Raw genomic sequence first — 17,096 nt, forward strand, 5'->3', positions numbered from 1 at the left:
ACGGGACGGGCAAGCGGGTCCGGCAAGCCCGAAGGGTGCCGGGAGATATGTCGGTTACTGTCGCTGCATGTCGTAAATGTTATAGTTCCGAGCCGGAAAATCAATGCCGCAGGCGCAAAAACGCCTGAAAGCGACATCGGCTCCGCGCCGCGAAGCGCCAAAAACGACTCCAACTGCCGGGTATTTCAGCACATCGCCCGCGTTCTGTGCGCCGAAATGATGCAAAACCGACTATTTTTTGTCGTTTTTTGACATATCAGCCTGATCGGCTATTCTTCTGCAATGCAGCGCAACAAGACCAACAAGGAGACGACGCCATGACATCCCCCGTCCGCACCGCCATCTTCCCCGTCGCAGGTCTGGGAACCCGGTTTTTGCCGGCGACCAAGGCAACGCCGAAGGAGCTTTTGCCGGTGCTCGACACGCCCCTGATCCAATATGCGATCGACGAGGCGCAGGCGGCCGGGATCGAGCGGATGATCTTCGTCAGCCACCCGTCGAAATCCGCAATTGAGCGTCACGTGATGGATGATGCCCGCCTGCGCGCCGAGCTCAAGTCGCGGGGCAAGGCGGATCTCGCCGATGCACTGCGCGATGCCGCGCTCTGCCCGATCGAGGATGACGTGATCTTCACCATGCAGCCGCAGCCGCTTGGGCTTGGTCACGCGGTGCTATGCGCCCGCGATCATGTGCTGCCGGGCCCGGTGGCCGTGATCTTGCCCGATGACCTCATCCTCGGCACACCCTGCCTGCCCGAGATGGTGGCGGGTTATCGTGGTGGCCACATGGTCGCGACCATGCAGGTCGAGGCTGAGGATGTATCGAAATACGGCATCCTCTCGGTCAAAGGCCGCGACGGGGCGACGCTCCGTGCCGATGGCATGGTCGAGAAACCCGCGCCCGCCGATGCCCCCTCCCGCGATGCGGTGGTGGGGCGTTACATCCTCGACAGCGCGATCTTCGAAGCGCTCGAAACGCAAACCCCCGGCGCAGGCGGCGAGATCCAGTTGACCGATGCCATCGCGCGCGGCGCGGCCGATCTGGGCCTGTCCGGCTTCCGGTTCAGCGGGCAACGCTTCGATTGCGGCTCCAAGGCCGGGATGCTGCGCGCAACGCTTCACCTCGCGGCGCAAGACCCGGAATGCGCCGAGGTGCTGGATGAGGTGCGCGGCCTTGCCGCCCCGCCCCGCGCCGCCTGACCTCGGATCGGGCGGTCCGGTTCACGCCTCCGGGTTCAACCCCGGCCGCCCGATGCAATCATAGGCGACAAAGCCCGCGCGCTTGGCGTCTTGCACCGAATAGATGTTGCGCAGATCGGCAAGGCGCGGGGTCGCCATTTTCTTTGCGATCTTCTTCAGGTCCAGCGCCCGGAACTCGTTCCATTCGGTCAAGATGACGACCAAATCGGCATTCTGCGCCGCCTTGTAGGGATCATCGGCCCAGACGACACCGGGCAACAGCCCCTCGCCCTCGCGCCGCCCCTGCGGATCCACCACCCGCACCTTGGCTCCGCCCCCGACCAATGCGGGCACGATCGTCAGGCTCGGCGCATCGCGCATATCGTCGGTGTTGGGCTTGAACGTCACCCCCAGAACCGCGACCGTCTTGCCGTTGAAGGACCCCTCGCACAGGTCGCGCAGCTTCTCGATCATCCGGTGCTTCACCGCGTCATTCACGCGGATGACGGTTTCCACGATGCTCTGGGGCGCGGCGTGGTCCTGCCCGATCCGCGCCAGCGCGGTGGTGTCCTTGGGAAAGCACGACCCGCCATAACCCGGGCCCGCATGCAGAAATTTGTTCCCGATCCGGCCATCCAGCCCGATGCCCTTGGCCACTTCCTTTACGTCCGCGCCGACCTTTTCACACAGCGCCGCCACCTCGTTGATGAAGGTGATCTTGGTCGCCAGAAACGCATTGGCCGCGTATTTGATCATCTCGGCCGATTCCAGATCGGTCGTCACGATGGGAAATTCCCGCAGGAAAAGCGGGCGGTAGATCTCGGCCATCACCTCGGCCGCGCGCTCGGTCTGCACGCCCACGACCACGCGGTCGGGCTTCATGAAATCGTCGATCGCCGCGCCCTCGCGCAGAAATTCGGGGTTCGAGGCCACGTCGAATTCCGCGCCGGGATTGGCCTTGGCCACCACCTGCTTGACCTTGCGGTTGGTGCCCACGGGGACAGTCGATTTCGTCACGATCACGGCATAACCCGTCAGCGCGCGGGCCACATCCTCGGCCGCGGCCATGACGTAACTCAGATCCGCATGCCCATCGCCCCGCCGCGTTGGGGTGCCGACCGCGATGAAGATCGCCTCCGCCCCATCCACGGCCGCCGCAAGATCGGTGGTGAAAGACAGCCGCCCAGCCTCCACATTGCGCGCCATCAGCGCATCGAGCCCCGGCTCGTAGATCGGAACCTGCCCGGCGTTCAGCATCTCGATCTTGCGGGGATCCTTGTCGACGCAGATCACGTCATGCCCGAAATCCGAAAAACACACCCCCGACACAAGGCCCACATAGCCCGTCCCGATCATCGTGATACGCATGAAAATCGCCCCTCGGTCACCGTCGTTTGCCGACGGGTGTCCCCGAAAACGCCCCCCCGTTCAAGGCCAGAAGGACGCGGCATACGGCAAGCCGCTGCCCGGCTCCGACCTCTAGGATTGCGCTGGATGCCATGGTGCCCCCAGACGGACTTGAACCGCCGACCCTCTGATTACAAATCAGATGCTCTACCAGCTGAGCTATAGGGGCACGTCCGCTGCCATACGCCATGCCCCTGCGTCGCGCAAGATCGGGCGGATTTGCACCTCCCCCGGCCCCGGTATACGTTCGCCCCGAAAAACCGTAGCGGGACAGGGTCGTTCACCACATGCAGGTTGTCTTTCATCTCGGGGCTCCCTGCACCGACGGCGGTCTCCTGCTGCACTCGCTCGGCAAGAACCGCGCGCGGCTGGCCGAAAACGGGATCTTGGCGCCGTCCCAACCGCGCTACCGCCCGCTCCTGCGCGACACGGTACGCGCGCTCAAGGGAAGGCTCGCCAATCCAGATATCGAGGATGCGCTGCTCGACGCCATCATCGAAGACCGCGAGGTCGACCGCCTGATCCTGTCCGATGCGCAGCTCGTCTCGATCCACCGCCTCGTACTCGTCGGCCCGCAGATCTGGCCGATGATCGAACGCCAAGTGGCCGCGCTGCGCAATCTCTTTCCCTCCGCCAAACCCGAGATCTTCCTCGGCATGCGCGATCCGGCCACGCTGATCCCGGCGCTGTTCGCCTCCTCGAAATTCACCGATTTCAGCGAGTTTTCCCAGAACATGCAGCCCCATGCCGCGACATGGTCGGAAATGCTGCGCCGCCTGCGCATGGCCCATCCCGACATTCCCGTGACGGTCTGGTGCAACGAGGATACGCCGCTCTTGTGGGGTCAGATCCTGCGCGAGATCACGGACACCACCTTCGACTACCCGATGAAGGGCGTGGACGACCTGATCGAAACGATCATGGAGCCGACGGGCTTCAAACGCCTGCAACGCTATCTCGCCGACAATCCCCCGCAATCAGAGATCCAGCGCCGCCGTATCGTCGGGGCTTTTCTCGACCGCTATGCGGTCGACACCGCCATCGAGGAAGAATTGGACCTGCCCGGCTGGACGCCCGACCTGATCGAGACGCTCAGCCTCGCCTACGAGGACGACATGGTCGAGGTCGCGCGCATTCCCGGCGTGACCCTGCTTGCGCCATGAGGGCCTGTGGGCCGGATGTCTGCGCAACCGGCCCGCTCACGGCATGCCGCCTTCGGGTTTCCGGGCGGGCCTTCATGCTCTCGCTCATGGCCGTTCCGGCGATGCATCGCCTTCCGCCGTCCCTCGCCCGCGCGCCCCGGCCAATCTCGTCGCGAGTCTAGACCTCGACCCTTGGCAGCATCACGGCTTCAGTCGCTGGCTCGTGCTGTCGGGCGGCGCAAAGATCGACCTGTGCGGCCTGACGCGCCGTGGCTCAGCGCATCCCCAGCGCTTCCTTGTACATCTCGAGGATCGCTTCCTCCTCGGCGATGTCGTCGGGCTGACGCTTCCGGAGTGCGATCACCTTGCGCATGACCTTGGTGTCATAGCCGCGCCCCTTGGCCTCGGCCATCACCTCTTTCTGCGCATCGGCGATGTCCTTTTTCTCCGCCTCCAGCCGCTCGTAGCGCTCGATGAACTGACGCAATTCATCGGCGGTCACGTTGTAGCTGTCGGGGCGGTCGGCGGTCGGGGCTTGTGTCATGTCCATCGGATCTCTCGCGCTCTCGCAATCGGGGAAAACTCGGACCACGGGTCTAGCCGCCACTGCGCCGCGCCACAAGCCTTGCCAGCGGCGAAGTGCTGGCCTAGGTCAAATATCGCGTCACTGCAAAAGGATCGCCGATGCCCTTGCTCGTCTATGCCGGAACCGCGATCGCCCTCGCTGGTCTTTTGACACTGGGCTGGTGCATCTGGGCCGCCGTCGCGGCCAAGCGCGCGGGCCTGCCCGATGCCGATCTGCGGGCGCGGCTGCAACGGATCGTGACGATCAACATGGGCGCGCTTTTGATCTCGGTGATCGGGCTGATGTCGGTCGTGATGGGCATCTTCCTGTCCTGAGGGCTTGCGCAAGCCTGCCCTTTCGCGTCTAGCCTCGCGGCATGAGCGCCATCGACACCCTCCCCCCCCTGCGCGAGGTCATCGCCACCCACGGCCTGACCGCGAAAAAGGCGCTGGGGCAGAATTTCCTGCTCGACCTGAACCTGACCGCACGCATCGCGCGGGCGGCGGGCGATCTGACCGGCTGCGACGTGCTCGAGGTCGGGCCCGGCCCCGGCGGCCTCACCCGCGGGCTTCTGGCCGAGGGGGCGCGCCGCGTCGTCGCCATCGAAAAGGATGCCCGCTGCCTGCCCGCCTTGGCCCAGATCGCCGAGGCCTATCCCGGCCGTCTCGAGGTGCTGAACGCCGACGCCCTCGCGCTTGACTGGACGGCCCATCTCGCCCCGCCGATCAAGGTCGTGGCAAACCTGCCCTACAATGTCGGAACCGAATTGCTGGTGCGCTGGCTGACCCCGCCCAGTTGGCCACCGCTCTGGCAATCGCTCACCCTGATGTTCCAGCGCGAGGTGGCCGAACGGATCGTGGCCCCGCCCGGCTCCAAGGCTTACGGCCGCCTGGCCATCCTCGCCCAATGGCGGGCCGAGGCGCGCATCGCCCTGACCCTGCCGCCCGAGGCGTTCACGCCTGCGCCCAAGGTGCGCTCGGCTGTTGTGCATCTGACGGCTCTTCCCGCGCCGCGCTTTCCCGCCGATCCCGCCGTTCTGGAACGCGTCGTGGCCAAGGCGTTCAACCAGCGCCGCAAGATGCTGCGCGCCGCCCTCAAGGGTCTTGCGCCCGATATCGAGGATCGGATTTTGGCGGCGGGCCTCTCGCCCACCGAACGTGCCGAACAGGTTCCGATCGAAGGGTTCTGCGCGCTGGCCCGCGCCGTTGCGGCCTGAGGGCTTGGAGCAGGGCAAGACCAACGGCGCTTCGGGCAGACGCGATCCGTCATTGGCCCGTCAGATGGCCTTCGCGGCTCCCGGATGCGCCCCGCCCCGGGTCAGATCAGCTCCGGCAACGCCAGCGCGTCTTGCACACGAACATGGCGACCCGTCTTTCAAATGAAAAGGCGCGGCGCCCTACGGCTGCCGCGCCCGTCATGTCTTGTCGCCGCTCTGCGTTATTCAGCGGCTTCCTGCGGCGTGTCGGGCGGGGTCTCCCCGCCGCCACCGGCCTGCCCGCCATCCTCGGCCTTGCGCGGACGGCGCGTGCGGCTGCGCTTGGGCTTGGGGGCGCTTTCGGGCGTTTCAACCAGCCCGCTGTCGCCCTCGCCCTCGGCGTCGATCACCGCGTCAAACCCGCCGCGCTCGGGACGCGGGGCGCGCGGTTCGCGGACCTCCTGCTGCTCCTGCCGACGCTGTTCGCGGGACTCGCGCTGTTCGCGCGGTTCACGCGGCTCGCGCTGCTCCCGGGGCTCCTGCTGGCGCGACTCGTGTTGGCGGTTCTCCTGCCCGTTGCCCTCGTCGCGGGGTGCGCCGTCGCGGTCATCGCCGCCTTCGCCCCGGTCACGCCCACCGCCGCCCTGCTGGGGCTGCTGGTTTTGCTGCCGTGCATCCTGCTCGCGCTGCGCCTCGGCAAGCATGCGCAGGTAATGTTCCGCGTGCTGCTGAAAATTCTCCGCCGCGACGCGGTCATTGGACAGCTGCGCGTCCCGCGCAAGCTGGTTGTACTTGTCGATGATCTGCTGCGGGGTGCCGCGCACCTTGCCTTCCGGCCCGGACGAATCGAACACGCGGTTGACGATATTGCCGACCGAGCGATTGCGGTTCCCCTTGGACCGCGAACGGTTCTTCGATGATCTCATGTGTAAAATACGGTTCCAGTTGTCCTGGGTTGGCAGCATCCGCACGACCAGCGCGAGAACGCTTTAAACCCGTACCGGCACTCGGGTGTCACGGCACGGAATGTGAGGCAGAACCGCGGGGGATGGTCCTTCGACGATCCCGCTCGCTGACCCCGAGTAAGCACGGGACGCGCCGCAAGACAAGCGCAATATACGCCCAAGTCCGCGAAAACCGCGGAAATGCGCGCAACCTGCGCCTCTTCAGCCGCAGTCCGTGGCAGCGGGCACCCGCCCCGACACGACCCGCGCCTTGCCCGCCATGTCCAGATGGACCTCCACCGCCTGCAACCCCGCCGCCGTGAAAAGCGCCGCCACCGCCTCTCCCTGCGCCGCACCGATCTCGACAAGGACCCGTCCACCGGGCCGCGCATGCGCGCCCACACCCCCAAGGATCGCGCGATAGGCCGACAGCTCATCGCCCCCAGGAGTCAGCGCCGCGCGCGGCTCCCATTGCGTGATCTCGGGCTGAAGCGCCTCGTACTCCGCCGCGCTGACATAGGGCGGGTTGGACACGATCAGGTCAAACTCCCCCGTCACGCCCTGCCACCAATCGCCCCGCTCAAAGGCCAGCCGCCCGGCCACGCCATGCCGCGCCGCATTGGCCGCCGCCACCTGCAGCGCCCCTTCCGAAACATCGACCGCCACACCCTCGGCCCCTGTCCGCTCGGCCAAGAGCGTGACAGCGATCGCCCCGCTTCCCGTGCCCAAATCGATCACCCGCCCGAAGGGCTCGGCCAGCGCCAGCTCCACCAACGTCTCCGTATCGGGTCGCGGCACCAGCGTGTCCCGCGTCACCGCGAAACTCCGCCCGAAAAACTCCCATTCCCCCAGGATCAGCGCCAGCGGCTCGCGCGCCAGCCGCCGCGCCAGCATCGCCTCCAGCAGCTTCAGGACAGCCGGATCCAGCATATCGTCGCGCGCTACTGCAACCCGCGCGGGCGACCAACCGCTCGCAGCCCGCAGCATAAGCCGCGCCTCGCGCGCCGCCTCGCGTCCGGCCATCGGCTCCAAAACCGCACCCGTTCGCTGCAGCCACGCCCCGGCCTTCATCCCCTGACCCCCACGGCCTTCATCTTTCCCCAAATACGGCCGCCGGAGGCAGACAAGACCGCCCCGCGCAAAAGACGCCCGTCAAAGACACCCTCAGCCATCCATCTCGGCCAAAAGCCGCGCCTGCGCCTCGGCGGTGAGCGCGTCGATCACCTCGTCCAGATCGCCGCCGACGATCTGCTCCAGCCGGTAAAGCGTCAGGTTGATCCGGTGATCCGTCATCCGGCCTTGCGGGAAATTGTAGGTCCGGATCCGCTCCGACCGGTCGCCCGTGCCGACCTGCGCGCGGCGGTCGGCGGCCTCTGCCTCCGCGACGCGGCGGCGTTCCATGTCATAGAGCCGCGCCCGCAGCACGCCCATGGCGATCTCGCGGTTGCGATGCTGCGATTTCTCCGAGCTTGTCACCACGATCCCGGTGGGCAGATGGGTGATGCGCACCGCCGAATCCGTCGTGTTCACATGTTGCCCGCCCGCGCCCGAGGACCGCATCGTGTCGATCCGGATATCGCCCGCCGGAATGTCGATCTCGACCGCTTCCGCCTCTGGCAGAACCGCGACCGTCGCGGCCGATGTATGGATGCGTCCGCCCGACTCCGTTTCTGGCACACGCTGCACCCTATGCACGCCGCTTTCGTATTTCAGCCGGGCGAAAACCCCCTCGCCCTCGATCCGCGCGGTGACTTCGCGGATACCGCCAAGATCGGTTTCCTGCAGATCCACGATCTCCATCCGCCAGCCCTTGGCCTCGGCATAGCGCGTGTACATCCTGAGGAGATCGGCCGCGAACAGCGCCGCTTCCTCACCCCCCGTACCGGGCCGGATCTCGATCATCGCGGGCCGCGCATCGGCGGCGTCCTTGGGCAAAAGCGCCAGCTGCAGGGCCTTTTCCGCCTCGGGAAGCGCTGCGCGCAGACGCGGCAATTCCTCTTCGGCCAAGGTGCGCATCTCGGGGTCGGCGCGCATCGCCTCGGCCTCCGCGATATCGGCCCTCAGCCTGTCCCATGCCGCGATCTGCATCACGACCGGCTTCAACTCGGAATATTCCCGGCTGATCGACGCGATTTCCTCGGCCGCGGGCCCGGCATTCAGCCGCGCCTCGAGAAACTCGAACCGGTCTGTGATCTGGCGCAGGCGATCCTCGGGTATCATGGGCGCGATGTGACGGGCGGGCGCGTCGGGGTCAAGCCCCGCCCGTATCCCGCACCGCCGCGATCCAGCGCGCCACCCGCGCCGCGTTCACGCCCATGTCCGAATAGCCGAAACGTGACCGGGAATAGATCTCTATCCGCGTGCCTTGGGCCAGCGGAACCAACCTGATCGAAACTGCATCCGGAAATCCCATGACCCGTGTGCGCGCCACATAGGTCATCCGCCCCTCCGCCAGATCGCCCGCGATCATGTCCGCGCCCTCGGCGGTGGCGACCGCATCGATCCGCATCGCCAACACATCGGGCGCCATGTCGAACACGGGCGCCGCATCCCCCACCAGCAAGGCATAATTCGGGCTTTGCAGCGGCGTCACGCCCGACGGGTCCACATCCCAGACGTCGGGGGCCATGGCGACGCTGCGGAAATAGACCGCCGCGCCGATGACGGCGGCAAGGATCAGGACAACAAGGATCAAAAGGATACGCATGACAACCACCTCGGCCCTTCCCGCCCCGCCGTCAAGCCCCCAGCGCCTCGGCTGCGGCCCTTGCGATCACGCGCTCCTCATCCGTCGGCATGACGAGGATCGGCACCCGCCCCGCATGGATCGTGGCGGCATGGACCGCGTTCCGCTCCGCATCCACGGCAAGGCCCAGGAACCCCAGCCGCTCCAACGCCCGCGCCCGGATCGGGGCCGCGTTCTCCCCGATGCCGCCGGTAAAGACCAGCGCGTCGATCCCACCCAGCGCCGCCGCAAGCCCCCCGATCTCGCGCGCCAGCCGAAAGGTGAAATAGGCGATGGCCTCCTCGGCCCCCGCGCTGTCCGAGGCCAGCAGCACCCGCATGTCATGGCTCAGCCCCGACAAACCCTTCAGCCCGCTTTCGGAATACAGCAGGTCGGTGATCTGGGCGGCACTCATCCCCTGTTCCATCAGAAACAGCACCACACCCGGGTCGAGCTGCCCCACCCGCGTGCCCATCGGCATCCCGTCCAGCGCCGAAAATCCCATGGTCGAGGCGATGGATCGCCTCCCCTCCAGCGCGCAAAGCGACGCCCCGTTGCCCAGATGCGCCACAATCACCCGCCCGCGCGCCAGAACCGGGTGATCGCGCCTGAGCCGCCCTACGATGTAATCGTAGCTCAACCCGTGGAACCCGTAGCGCCGCACGCCTGCCTCGTAGAACCGGCGCGGCAGCGCGAAGGTGTCGTTGACGAAAGGATGGCCGCGGTGAAAGGCCGTGTCGAAGGCCGCGACCTGAACGGCTTGGGGAAATTGCACCGCCGCCGCGCGCACGCCCGCAAGGTTGTGGGGCTGGTGCAGCGGCGCAAGCGGCGACAGGGTCTCCAGATAGGTCACCAGCTCAGGCGTCAGGACGCGCGGCCCGTCGATCTCCGGCCCGCCATGCACGATCCTGTGGCCAACCGCCGCGATCTCGCGCCCTTCCCCAAGGGGCAGCAGCGCCGCGACCAGCCGCCCCAAGGCGCCCGCGTGATCCGCGGCACCGATATCCGCCTCCTCCCGCAGCGCGCCGCCCGCAACGATCCGCATCCGCGCATCCTCGCCCAGCGCTTCGACCTGCCCACGCGCAAGTTCGCGCGGCTCGGGGCCCGCCTCGTAGAGCGCGACCTTGATCGAGCTCGACCCCGCATTCAGCGTCAGGATCAGGCGCATCCGTGCGCCTCCGCGCACAGCACCGCCACCGCACAAGACGCCAGCCGCGCCCTGTCGTCATCGGCCCGGCTCGTCAGGATCACCGGCACCTGCGCCCCCATCACGATGCCCGCCGCCTCCGCATGGGCCAAAAAGGTCAGCTCCTTGGCGATCATGTTGCCCGCCTCGAGGTTCGGCACGACAAGGATATCGGCCCGCCCCGCCACCAGCCCGGTCAGCCCCTTGGTCCGCGCCGCCCCCGGATCGACGGCATTGTCCATGGCCAGCGGCCCATCGACCAGCCCGCCCGTGATCTGCCCCCGCTCGGCCATCTTCGACAGGATCGCGGCATCCAGCGTCGAGGGGATCGAGGGCGTGACCGTTTCGACCGCCGACAGGATGCCGACCTTGGGCTGCGTCACGCCCAGCGCGCGGGCAAGATCGATGGCGTTCTGCACGATCGACACCTTGCACTCGAGGTCCGGCGCGATGTTGATCGCGGCATCGGTGACGAACAGCAGGTGATCGAGCCCCGGCACATCCATCACATACACATGGCTGACACGCCGGTTCGTCCTCAGCCCTCCCTCCTTCTTGAGGATGGCATGCAGGATCTGGTCGCTGTGCAGATGCCCTTTCATCAGGGCGCGCCCCCGTCCCTCGTGGATCATCGCCACCGCGCGCAGCGCCGCCGCGCGGTGATCGGGGATGTCGACGATCTCGATCCCCGTCACATCGGCCCCAGCCTCCTCGGCCGCCGCCGCGATCTTCGCGGGCGCTCCGACGAACACCGGATCGATCAGCCCTTGATCGCGCGCCATCACCGCGCCCCGCACGGCCTCCGGGCTTTCAGGGCTGACGACGATCGTGTGCAAGGGTGGCAACGCCGCCGCCCGCGCCAAGAGCGCGTCGAAATGCCGATGCATCTGCACCGTCAACCCCGGCACCTCCACCCCGTCAAAGCGCCGCGCGGCATCGGGCGCGCGCACCAGCACCTCCCCCTCCACGATCCGCCCGCCCGGCCCATCCACCCAGACGGCCATCCGCACCACCCGGTCGGGCAGCTTTTCCACCACCCGCACCCCCGCGCGGAGCGTCTCACCCGCATGGGCCCGACCGACGAAGCGCAGATCCTGCGCCAGATACAGCGTCCCCGGCCCCGGCAAAAAGTTGCCCAACACCCCCGAGATCAGCGCCGCCACCCAGGCCGAGGGCGCGACCGCCTCCGCCCGCCCGTCACCATCGCCATCGAGATCGGGCAGATGCATCGGGTTCAGATTGCCGCTCGCATGGGCAAAGACGTACAGATCCTCGGCCCGGCACAGGCGGCTCACCTCGGCCTCCTGCCCGATCCGCAGCGCATCATGGGGGGTGCTTGTCAGGCTGGTCATCTCGCTCCTTCCGCATCGCGCAGCGATCCGGGCCGTGCCGGACTGCCCCAACCCTAGCCGCCGCGCATCACAGCACCTTGATCTGGGTCACGTCCACCCCCGATGCTTGCGCCACGGGAAACACCTTTACTTTCAGGCGCGGATCAGGCACTGTCCCCGCGCTATCTCTACTCTATCGACCCCTGTCTTTCGCCCCTTCGGCAAAGCTTGTGCTCTCGATCTTGCATGGGTGACGCCGAAGCTGCCGCATGTCGCGGGCAGCGATACATGACAGGAGACACGGATATGGCCACCGGCACCGTGAAATGGTTCAACACCACCAAGGGCTACGGCTTCATCGCCCCCGATGGCGGTTCCAAGGACGTTTTCGTCCACATCTCGGGCGTCGAGCGTTCGGGCCTCACCGGCCTCGCCGACAACCAGAAGGTCAAGTTCGACCTCGAAAAGGGCCGTGACGGCCGCGAAAGCGCCGTGAACATCGAACTGATGTAATCGGTCTTCCGTAACGGAATTTGGAAAGGGCGCGCCTGTCAAAGGCGCGCCCTTTTCGCATCCTTGGTCGGGGCAAGGGCGCAACACTGTCCCACCCGCCATGCCGGCCACGGGCCCGTAGGCTTCCGAACCGGGGCGAATTCGGCTATCCTGATAAAGAACTGGCACCGCGGACGGCCCAAGCGCTCCACCGCGGGTAACGATCGAGATCGAGTGGCTTACATGGATTGCGACCCGGACATCGTCGCCGAATTGCACGGCGTCCGCATCCCCGCCGCTCCGCATCTGGCGCCGCGCACCATCGCTTCGATCCGCAGCGGCCTGTACGAACGCCCCGAGATCGAGGGGATTCTCGTCAACCTGCGCCCCGGCGACCGCGTGGTCGAACTTGGCTCGGGCGCGGGCATCGTCAGTTCGATCATCGCGCGCAATTTCGACGAGGTGCAGGTCCGCACCTTCGAAGGCAATCCCAACCTCATCGACCACATTCGCAAGATGCACGCGGTCAACGGCCTCTCGGATCGGGTCGAAGTGCGCAATGCCCTCGTGATGGCCGCGCCCGACCCCGACCCCTTCACGCTCTTTTCCGTCAGTTCCAGCTATCTCGGCTCGCGCATCGCGGAACCCGGCACGGACACGCACGACGACGATCGCATCTTCCGGGTCGAAAACCTGCCCTATGCCGACCTGCGCGAAAGCTTTCCCCACAACGTCCTCGTCATGGACATCGAAGGGGCCGAGCTTGATTTTCTCGCGGCGGCCGATCTGTCGGGCATCGACTTCCTGATCGTCGAACTGCACCCGACCGTCTACGGGGCGGACAAGGCCGCTGAATGCATCCGCCATATCGAGGCGGCGGGCCTCGTGCTCGACCCGGCCTCCTCCGACCTTCAGGTCAAGGCGTTCAAGACACCGGCGCGGATGCGGCTCGGCATCGACCGCAGCCGCGTCGCATGGCGCGACATCCCCGACCGCCTCGCCTTCGATCCCGACAGCGAATTGGCCGGGGCGATCGAGTGGTTCGACGCCGCCGTCATGGTCAAAAGCCCGGGCTTCGCCCCCGAACCCGTCATGGCGAGCGTCTTCGACGCCGATCAGCGCGAAATACCGGGCGCGATCGCATGGCATGACGCCACCACCCGCGCCACCCAAAGCCGCCACCATCCAAGGCCCAAACGCATCACCGACATCGGCGGCACATGGCTCTTCGGCGGCGCGCTCGACCCCGAGGCGCCCATGGCGCTGCAACAGCTCTTGGCGCGGCTCTGGGCCCTGCCGCACCTGACCGGACCAGCGCCGCGCGGCATCGTGGTCTTCCCCCACGGCCCTGCCGCACCCGAAGTCTATGCCGCCTTTCTCGACGCCAACCTGTCCCTCTGGGCACCGGGGCTCGAGCCGCTGGTGCTTGGCGGTCCCAGCCGGTTCGAAACCCTGATCGTGCCGCCGCAAGGCGTCGCATCGGGCCGCTTGCGCCACGGCACGGCCGATTTCCGCGCCTTCGTGCGTGCCCGCGCGACGGGCACAACTGCACCCGGCACCGGTGCGCCGATCCTTCTTCACGACACGCGCCTCGGCAGGCTGGACGACACGCTCCTCCAGACGCTGACCGGGACGGGCTACACGCTCCACGATCTGGCCCTGACCCCGATCCCCGAGGCGATCACGCGGATCACCGGGGCCTCGACGATCCTCGTCGCGGGCAGCAGCGCCGAGGATCTGGTGCTTTATACCGCGCCCGATGAAACGCCGGTCGCCAGTCTGATCGCGGCAAAACCCGACGGGCAGAAAGATTTCGAAACCCTCGCCCGGCTCTACGGCCTTGCCGCCGCCCATGCGATCCCCCTGCCCGAACTTGCCGGCCCACGCAGCGCCGCAGCGCTCGACAGCTTCACGCTGCATCTGGCCGTGCAGGGGCTTTTGTGATGCAGGCGCGCCCCATCTTCGACCCCGCGCGATCCCGGGCCGACAGCATCACGACCCTCCACGCGCCGCTGATCTGGCCCGTGACCTACCACCCCAAGAACCACAGCCCCCGACCCGGCGGCGTGATCGCGGCGGATGGAAGCTATCTCGACCTGTCGCATTGCCATTACACCACCGCCAAACGCTGGACCCTGCCCTGCGCGCCCGACCCCGAGGTGCCGGTGACCGACCTGCCGGGCACATGGCTTTACGGCGGCGTCCTCGACCCGGCCTTCGGCCATTGCATCATCGAAAGCCTGTCGCGGCTCTGGGTGCTGGACCATCTCGACAGCCCGCCTGATGGCATCGTTTTCCTGCCTGCCGTGCATCGGACCTTCTACCAACGTCCCAAACGCTATCTGGCCGCGACCGCCGCCGTTTTTGACAGCCTCGACGGCCTGCCCGCCCGCCGCGCCTGCCCCACGCAACCCGTCCGGCCCGAACGCCTGATCATGGGCGCGCAAGGCATGGGCGGCGGCGATTTCAGCGCCGGATCGCCGGAATTCCGCGCCTTCATGCAGCGACATTTCCTGCCCGATGTGGCCCCTTCGGGCGGCGAAAATCTTTATGTCTCGCGCGCGCGGCTGTCGGTCATGGGCAACATCATGTTCGAGGACAGGATCGAGGCGCTCTTCGCCGCCAATGGCTACGAAATCTTCTATCCCGAGGAACACAGCCTTGCCGAGCAGACCGCCCGATACCGTGCCGCACGCCGCATCGTGACGGTCGAAGGGTCGGCGCTCCATGTCATCGCCTATGCGCTCGGCCCCGACCGGCCGGTCGAGATCGGGATCATCCCGCGCCGCACAACGGACAATACGGCATCCTTCGAGGCGCAATTGCGCTGGCAAAGCGCGGCACAGGTCCATGTCACCGGCGCGCTGACGCGGCTCTACCATCCGGGCCGCATCTACGGCGAACAATCCAACGTCCGCGCCCTGCATGATCTGCGGCAACTGGCGGACCAGCTCGCGTCGACCGGCCTGATCGAAGACGCATCCGCAATCGAAAATCCGACCGAAGCCGAGATAGACGCCGCCCTCGCCGCCCTGCCCAAACAAATGGTGCGGATGGAGGTCTGACGGCACGCCCGTCAGTGGTTGTCGCGCGGCAGGTCCTTGGCAATCCGCTGATAGGCGGTGGCCAGTTCAAGGCATCCGCCCTGCGCCAACTGCCCGACATGGGTCCGGTAGATTTCCTGCCAGGGCGTCTGGTGGACGATCTCTGGCGGGGTCCAGCCCGCGCGCCGCGCCTCCCATTCCTCTGGCGCGACCATCGAGTCGAGCCGCCCAGTGTTCAGGTCCAGCCGCACCGGATCGCCCGTCTGGATCAGGGCAAGGCCGCCGCCCACCACCGCTTCGGGCGATGCGTTCAGGATCGAGGGGCTTTCCGATGTCCCCGATTGCCGCCCGTCGCCCACCGTCGGCAGATGCCGGATGCCCGCGCGGATCAGGTGATCGGGCGGTTGCATGTTCACCACCTCCGCCGAACCGGGATAGCCGACACAGCCCACGTTCCGGATGAACAAAATTGAGGTTTCGTTAATACCTAACCCCGGATCGTTAATCCTTTGGTGATAATCCTCGGGCCCTTCAAAAACCACGGCGCGCCCTTCGAAGACTCCATCCTTCAGGAAACGTTCCCGGAAATCGGCCGAGATCACGCTCGTCTTCATCAACGCGCTGTCGAACAGGTTCCCGCTCAGGACCGCAAAGCCCGCCTTTTCCCTAAGCGGTTGATCGCATGGGCGAATAACATCCTGATCGACGCTCCTCGCACCGCCCAGTGCCTCAGCCAGCGGCACGCCGCTCGCGGTCATCACACCGCCGTCGAGATGTCCCGCCGCCAGCAATTCCCCCATCACCGCGGGAACACCGCCCGCGCGAAAGAAACTCTCGCCCAGATACGCGCCCGCAGGCTGCATGTTGACCAGCAAGGGCAAATCCAACCCGTGATCCTGCCAATCGCGCACATCCAGTTCCACGCCCGCATGACGGGCGATGGCGGCCAGATGCGGCGGCGCGTTCGTGGAGCCGCCGATGGCCGTGTTCACCTTGATTGCATTGAGAAAAGCAGCCCGGGTCAGGATATCGGACGGCTTCAGATCATCCTCCACCATCGCCACGATCCGCCGCCCGGTCAGATAGGCCATCTCCATCCGCTCGCGGAACGGCGCAGGGATCGCAGCCGCGCCCGGCAACGTCATGCCAAGCGCCTCGGCCAGCGCGTTCATCGTGCTCGCCGTGCCCATCGTGTTGCAATGCCCCAGCGACGGCGACGAGGCGCAGGCGCGCGCCATGAATTCCTCGTAATCGATCTTGCCCTCGGCCAGCAGCCGGCGGCTTTCCCAGATGATCGTGCCCGATCCCGCGCGCTTGCCCTGCCACCAGCCATCCAGCATCGGCCCGCCGTTCAACGCGATGGCGGGCAGATCGACCGTCGCCGCCCCCATCAGCATCGCGGGCGTGGTCTTGTCGCAGCCCGTGGTCAGAACCACGCCGTCGATCGGATAGCCGTGCAACACTTCGACAAGGCTCAGATATTGCAGGTTTCTATCCAACGCCGCCGTTGGCCGCTTGCCGGTCTCCTGGATCGGATGAACCGGGAATTCCATCGGAATGCCGCCTGCGTCGCGGATGCCTGCCTTGATCCGGTCCATCAGGAACACATGGATCTTGTTGCACGGCACAAGGTCGCTGCCCGTCTGGGCGATGCCGATGATCGGCTTTTCCGCCTGCAATTCGCCTTGGGTGAAAGCCTGGTTCTGGTAGCGCTCCAGATAGAGCGCGGTCATGCCCGGATTGTTGGGATTGTCGAACCATTCCTGGCTGCGGTAGCGGCGGTTGGCGCGGGTGTCGGACATGACTTGTTCCACATTTTGAAACCAAAGGCCGCATAGTGAAACGACCTGCGCCAGTGGTAGCGGAGGAAGCGGCCATGCCACAAGC

The 17,096-nt window shown here is 66.6% G+C and carries 16 protein-coding genes and 1 tRNA gene; 7 read left to right on the forward strand and 10 right to left on the reverse strand.

Annotation, left to right across the window (positions count from 1 at the left end):
• Window positions 1–317: 317 nt before the first annotated feature.
• On the forward strand, window positions 318–1,199 hold the full coding sequence (locus QQK63_RS14835) for a UTP--glucose-1-phosphate uridylyltransferase (protein ID WP_277828603.1): 882 nt from the start codon (window positions 318–320) through the stop codon (window positions 1,197–1,199).
• A gap of 21 nt (window positions 1,200–1,220) precedes the next feature.
• Here the strand turns inward: QQK63_RS14835 and QQK63_RS14840 are convergent, their stop codons facing one another.
• Window positions 1,221–2,546: a UDP-glucose dehydrogenase family protein gene (locus tag QQK63_RS14840; protein WP_277828605.1), complete on the reverse strand. Its 1,326-nt coding sequence runs from the start codon at window positions 2,544–2,546 to the stop codon at window positions 1,221–1,223.
• A 132-nt stretch (window positions 2,547–2,678) separates the two neighbouring features.
• Window positions 2,679–2,754 (reverse strand) — tRNA-Thr (locus QQK63_RS14845).
• A 118-nt stretch (window positions 2,755–2,872) separates the two neighbouring features.
• Between QQK63_RS14845 and QQK63_RS14850 the strand changes: the two genes are divergently transcribed.
• Window positions 2,873–3,748: a hypothetical protein gene (locus QQK63_RS14850; protein ID WP_277828607.1), complete on the forward strand. Its 876-nt coding sequence runs from the start codon at window positions 2,873–2,875 to the stop codon at window positions 3,746–3,748.
• Window positions 3,749–4,001: 253 nt separating this feature from the next.
• Here QQK63_RS14850 and QQK63_RS14855 read toward each other — a convergent pair whose 3' ends face one another.
• Window positions 4,002–4,271, reverse strand: coding sequence for a DUF2312 domain-containing protein (locus QQK63_RS14855; protein WP_277828609.1), 270 nt, complete (start codon window positions 4,269–4,271; stop codon window positions 4,002–4,004).
• A gap of 140 nt (window positions 4,272–4,411) precedes the next feature.
• Here QQK63_RS14855 and QQK63_RS14860 point away from each other — a divergent pair, with 140 nt between their 5' ends.
• Both QQK63_RS14860 and rsmA read left to right on the forward strand, forming a co-directional pair.
• A complete protein-coding gene (locus tag QQK63_RS14860; RefSeq protein WP_277828611.1) occupies window positions 4,412–4,627 on the forward strand; it encodes a hypothetical protein in 216 nt (71 codons plus the stop codon).
• A gap of 41 nt (window positions 4,628–4,668) precedes the next feature.
• The gene (gene rsmA, locus QQK63_RS14865) at window positions 4,669–5,508 is read left to right on the forward strand and encodes a 16S rRNA (adenine(1518)-N(6)/adenine(1519)-N(6))-dimethyltransferase RsmA (protein ID WP_277828613.1); all 840 of its coding nucleotides are present in this window, start codon (window positions 4,669–4,671) and stop codon (window positions 5,506–5,508) included.
• A gap of 221 nt (window positions 5,509–5,729) precedes the next feature.
• Here rsmA and QQK63_RS14870 read toward each other — a convergent pair whose 3' ends face one another.
• From QQK63_RS14870 to QQK63_RS14895, 6 genes are all read right to left on the reverse strand, one after another.
• Complete coding sequence (locus tag QQK63_RS14870; RefSeq protein ID WP_277829083.1) at window positions 5,730–6,413, reverse strand: DUF4167 domain-containing protein; 684 nt, start codon at window positions 6,411–6,413, stop codon at window positions 5,730–5,732.
• A 240-nt stretch (window positions 6,414–6,653) separates the two neighbouring features.
• Window positions 6,654–7,502, reverse strand: a complete 849-nt coding sequence (gene prmC / locus QQK63_RS14875; protein ID WP_277828615.1) for a peptide chain release factor N(5)-glutamine methyltransferase — start codon at window positions 7,500–7,502, stop codon at window positions 6,654–6,656.
• Window positions 7,503–7,595: 93 nt separating this feature from the next.
• The gene (prfA, locus tag QQK63_RS14880; protein WP_277828617.1) at window positions 7,596–8,651 is read right to left on the reverse strand and encodes a peptide chain release factor 1; all 1,056 of its coding nucleotides are present in this window, start codon (window positions 8,649–8,651) and stop codon (window positions 7,596–7,598) included.
• Between the two features lie 31 nt (window positions 8,652–8,682).
• Complete coding sequence (locus QQK63_RS14885) at window positions 8,683–9,138, reverse strand: DUF1499 domain-containing protein (RefSeq protein ID WP_277828619.1); 456 nt, start codon at window positions 9,136–9,138, stop codon at window positions 8,683–8,685.
• Window positions 9,139–9,169: 31 nt separating this feature from the next.
• Window positions 9,170–10,324: an acetate/propionate family kinase gene (locus QQK63_RS14890; RefSeq protein ID WP_277828621.1), complete on the reverse strand. Its 1,155-nt coding sequence runs from the start codon at window positions 10,322–10,324 to the stop codon at window positions 9,170–9,172.
• A complete protein-coding gene (locus tag QQK63_RS14895; protein WP_277828623.1) occupies window positions 10,315–11,694 on the reverse strand; it encodes a bifunctional enoyl-CoA hydratase/phosphate acetyltransferase in 1,380 nt (459 codons plus the stop codon). The genes QQK63_RS14890 and QQK63_RS14895 overlap by 10 nt, the downstream gene beginning before the upstream one ends.
• Before the next feature lie 285 nt (window positions 11,695–11,979).
• On the opposite strand from QQK63_RS14895, the gene QQK63_RS14900 reads away from it, so the two are divergent.
• The 3 genes from QQK63_RS14900 (at window position 11,980) to QQK63_RS14910 (ending at window position 15,230) form a co-directional block, all read left to right on the forward strand.
• Window positions 11,980–12,186: a cold-shock protein gene (locus tag QQK63_RS14900; RefSeq protein WP_109670163.1), complete on the forward strand. Its 207-nt coding sequence runs from the start codon at window positions 11,980–11,982 to the stop codon at window positions 12,184–12,186.
• A gap of 222 nt (window positions 12,187–12,408) precedes the next feature.
• Window positions 12,409–14,109 carry an FkbM family methyltransferase gene (locus QQK63_RS14905; protein ID WP_277828625.1) on the forward strand — a complete coding sequence of 567 codons (1,701 nt, stop codon included), beginning with the start codon at window positions 12,409–12,411 and terminating at the stop codon, window positions 14,107–14,109.
• Window positions 14,109–15,230, forward strand: coding sequence for a glycosyltransferase family 61 protein (locus QQK63_RS14910; RefSeq protein ID WP_277828627.1), 1,122 nt, complete (start codon window positions 14,109–14,111; stop codon window positions 15,228–15,230). The genes QQK63_RS14905 and QQK63_RS14910 overlap by 1 nt, the downstream gene beginning before the upstream one ends.
• Window positions 15,231–15,241: 11 nt before the next feature.
• Here QQK63_RS14910 and QQK63_RS14915 read toward each other — a convergent pair whose 3' ends face one another.
• On the reverse strand, window positions 15,242–17,011 hold the full coding sequence (locus tag QQK63_RS14915; RefSeq protein ID WP_277828629.1) for an IlvD/Edd family dehydratase: 1,770 nt from the start codon (window positions 17,009–17,011) through the stop codon (window positions 15,242–15,244).
• Between the last annotated feature and the right edge of the window lie 85 nt (window positions 17,012–17,096).

The sequence above is a fragment of the Roseicyclus marinus genome, from assembly GCF_030163795.1.
Classification (GTDB): Bacteria; Pseudomonadota; Alphaproteobacteria; order Rhodobacterales; family Rhodobacteraceae; genus Roseicyclus; species Roseicyclus marinus.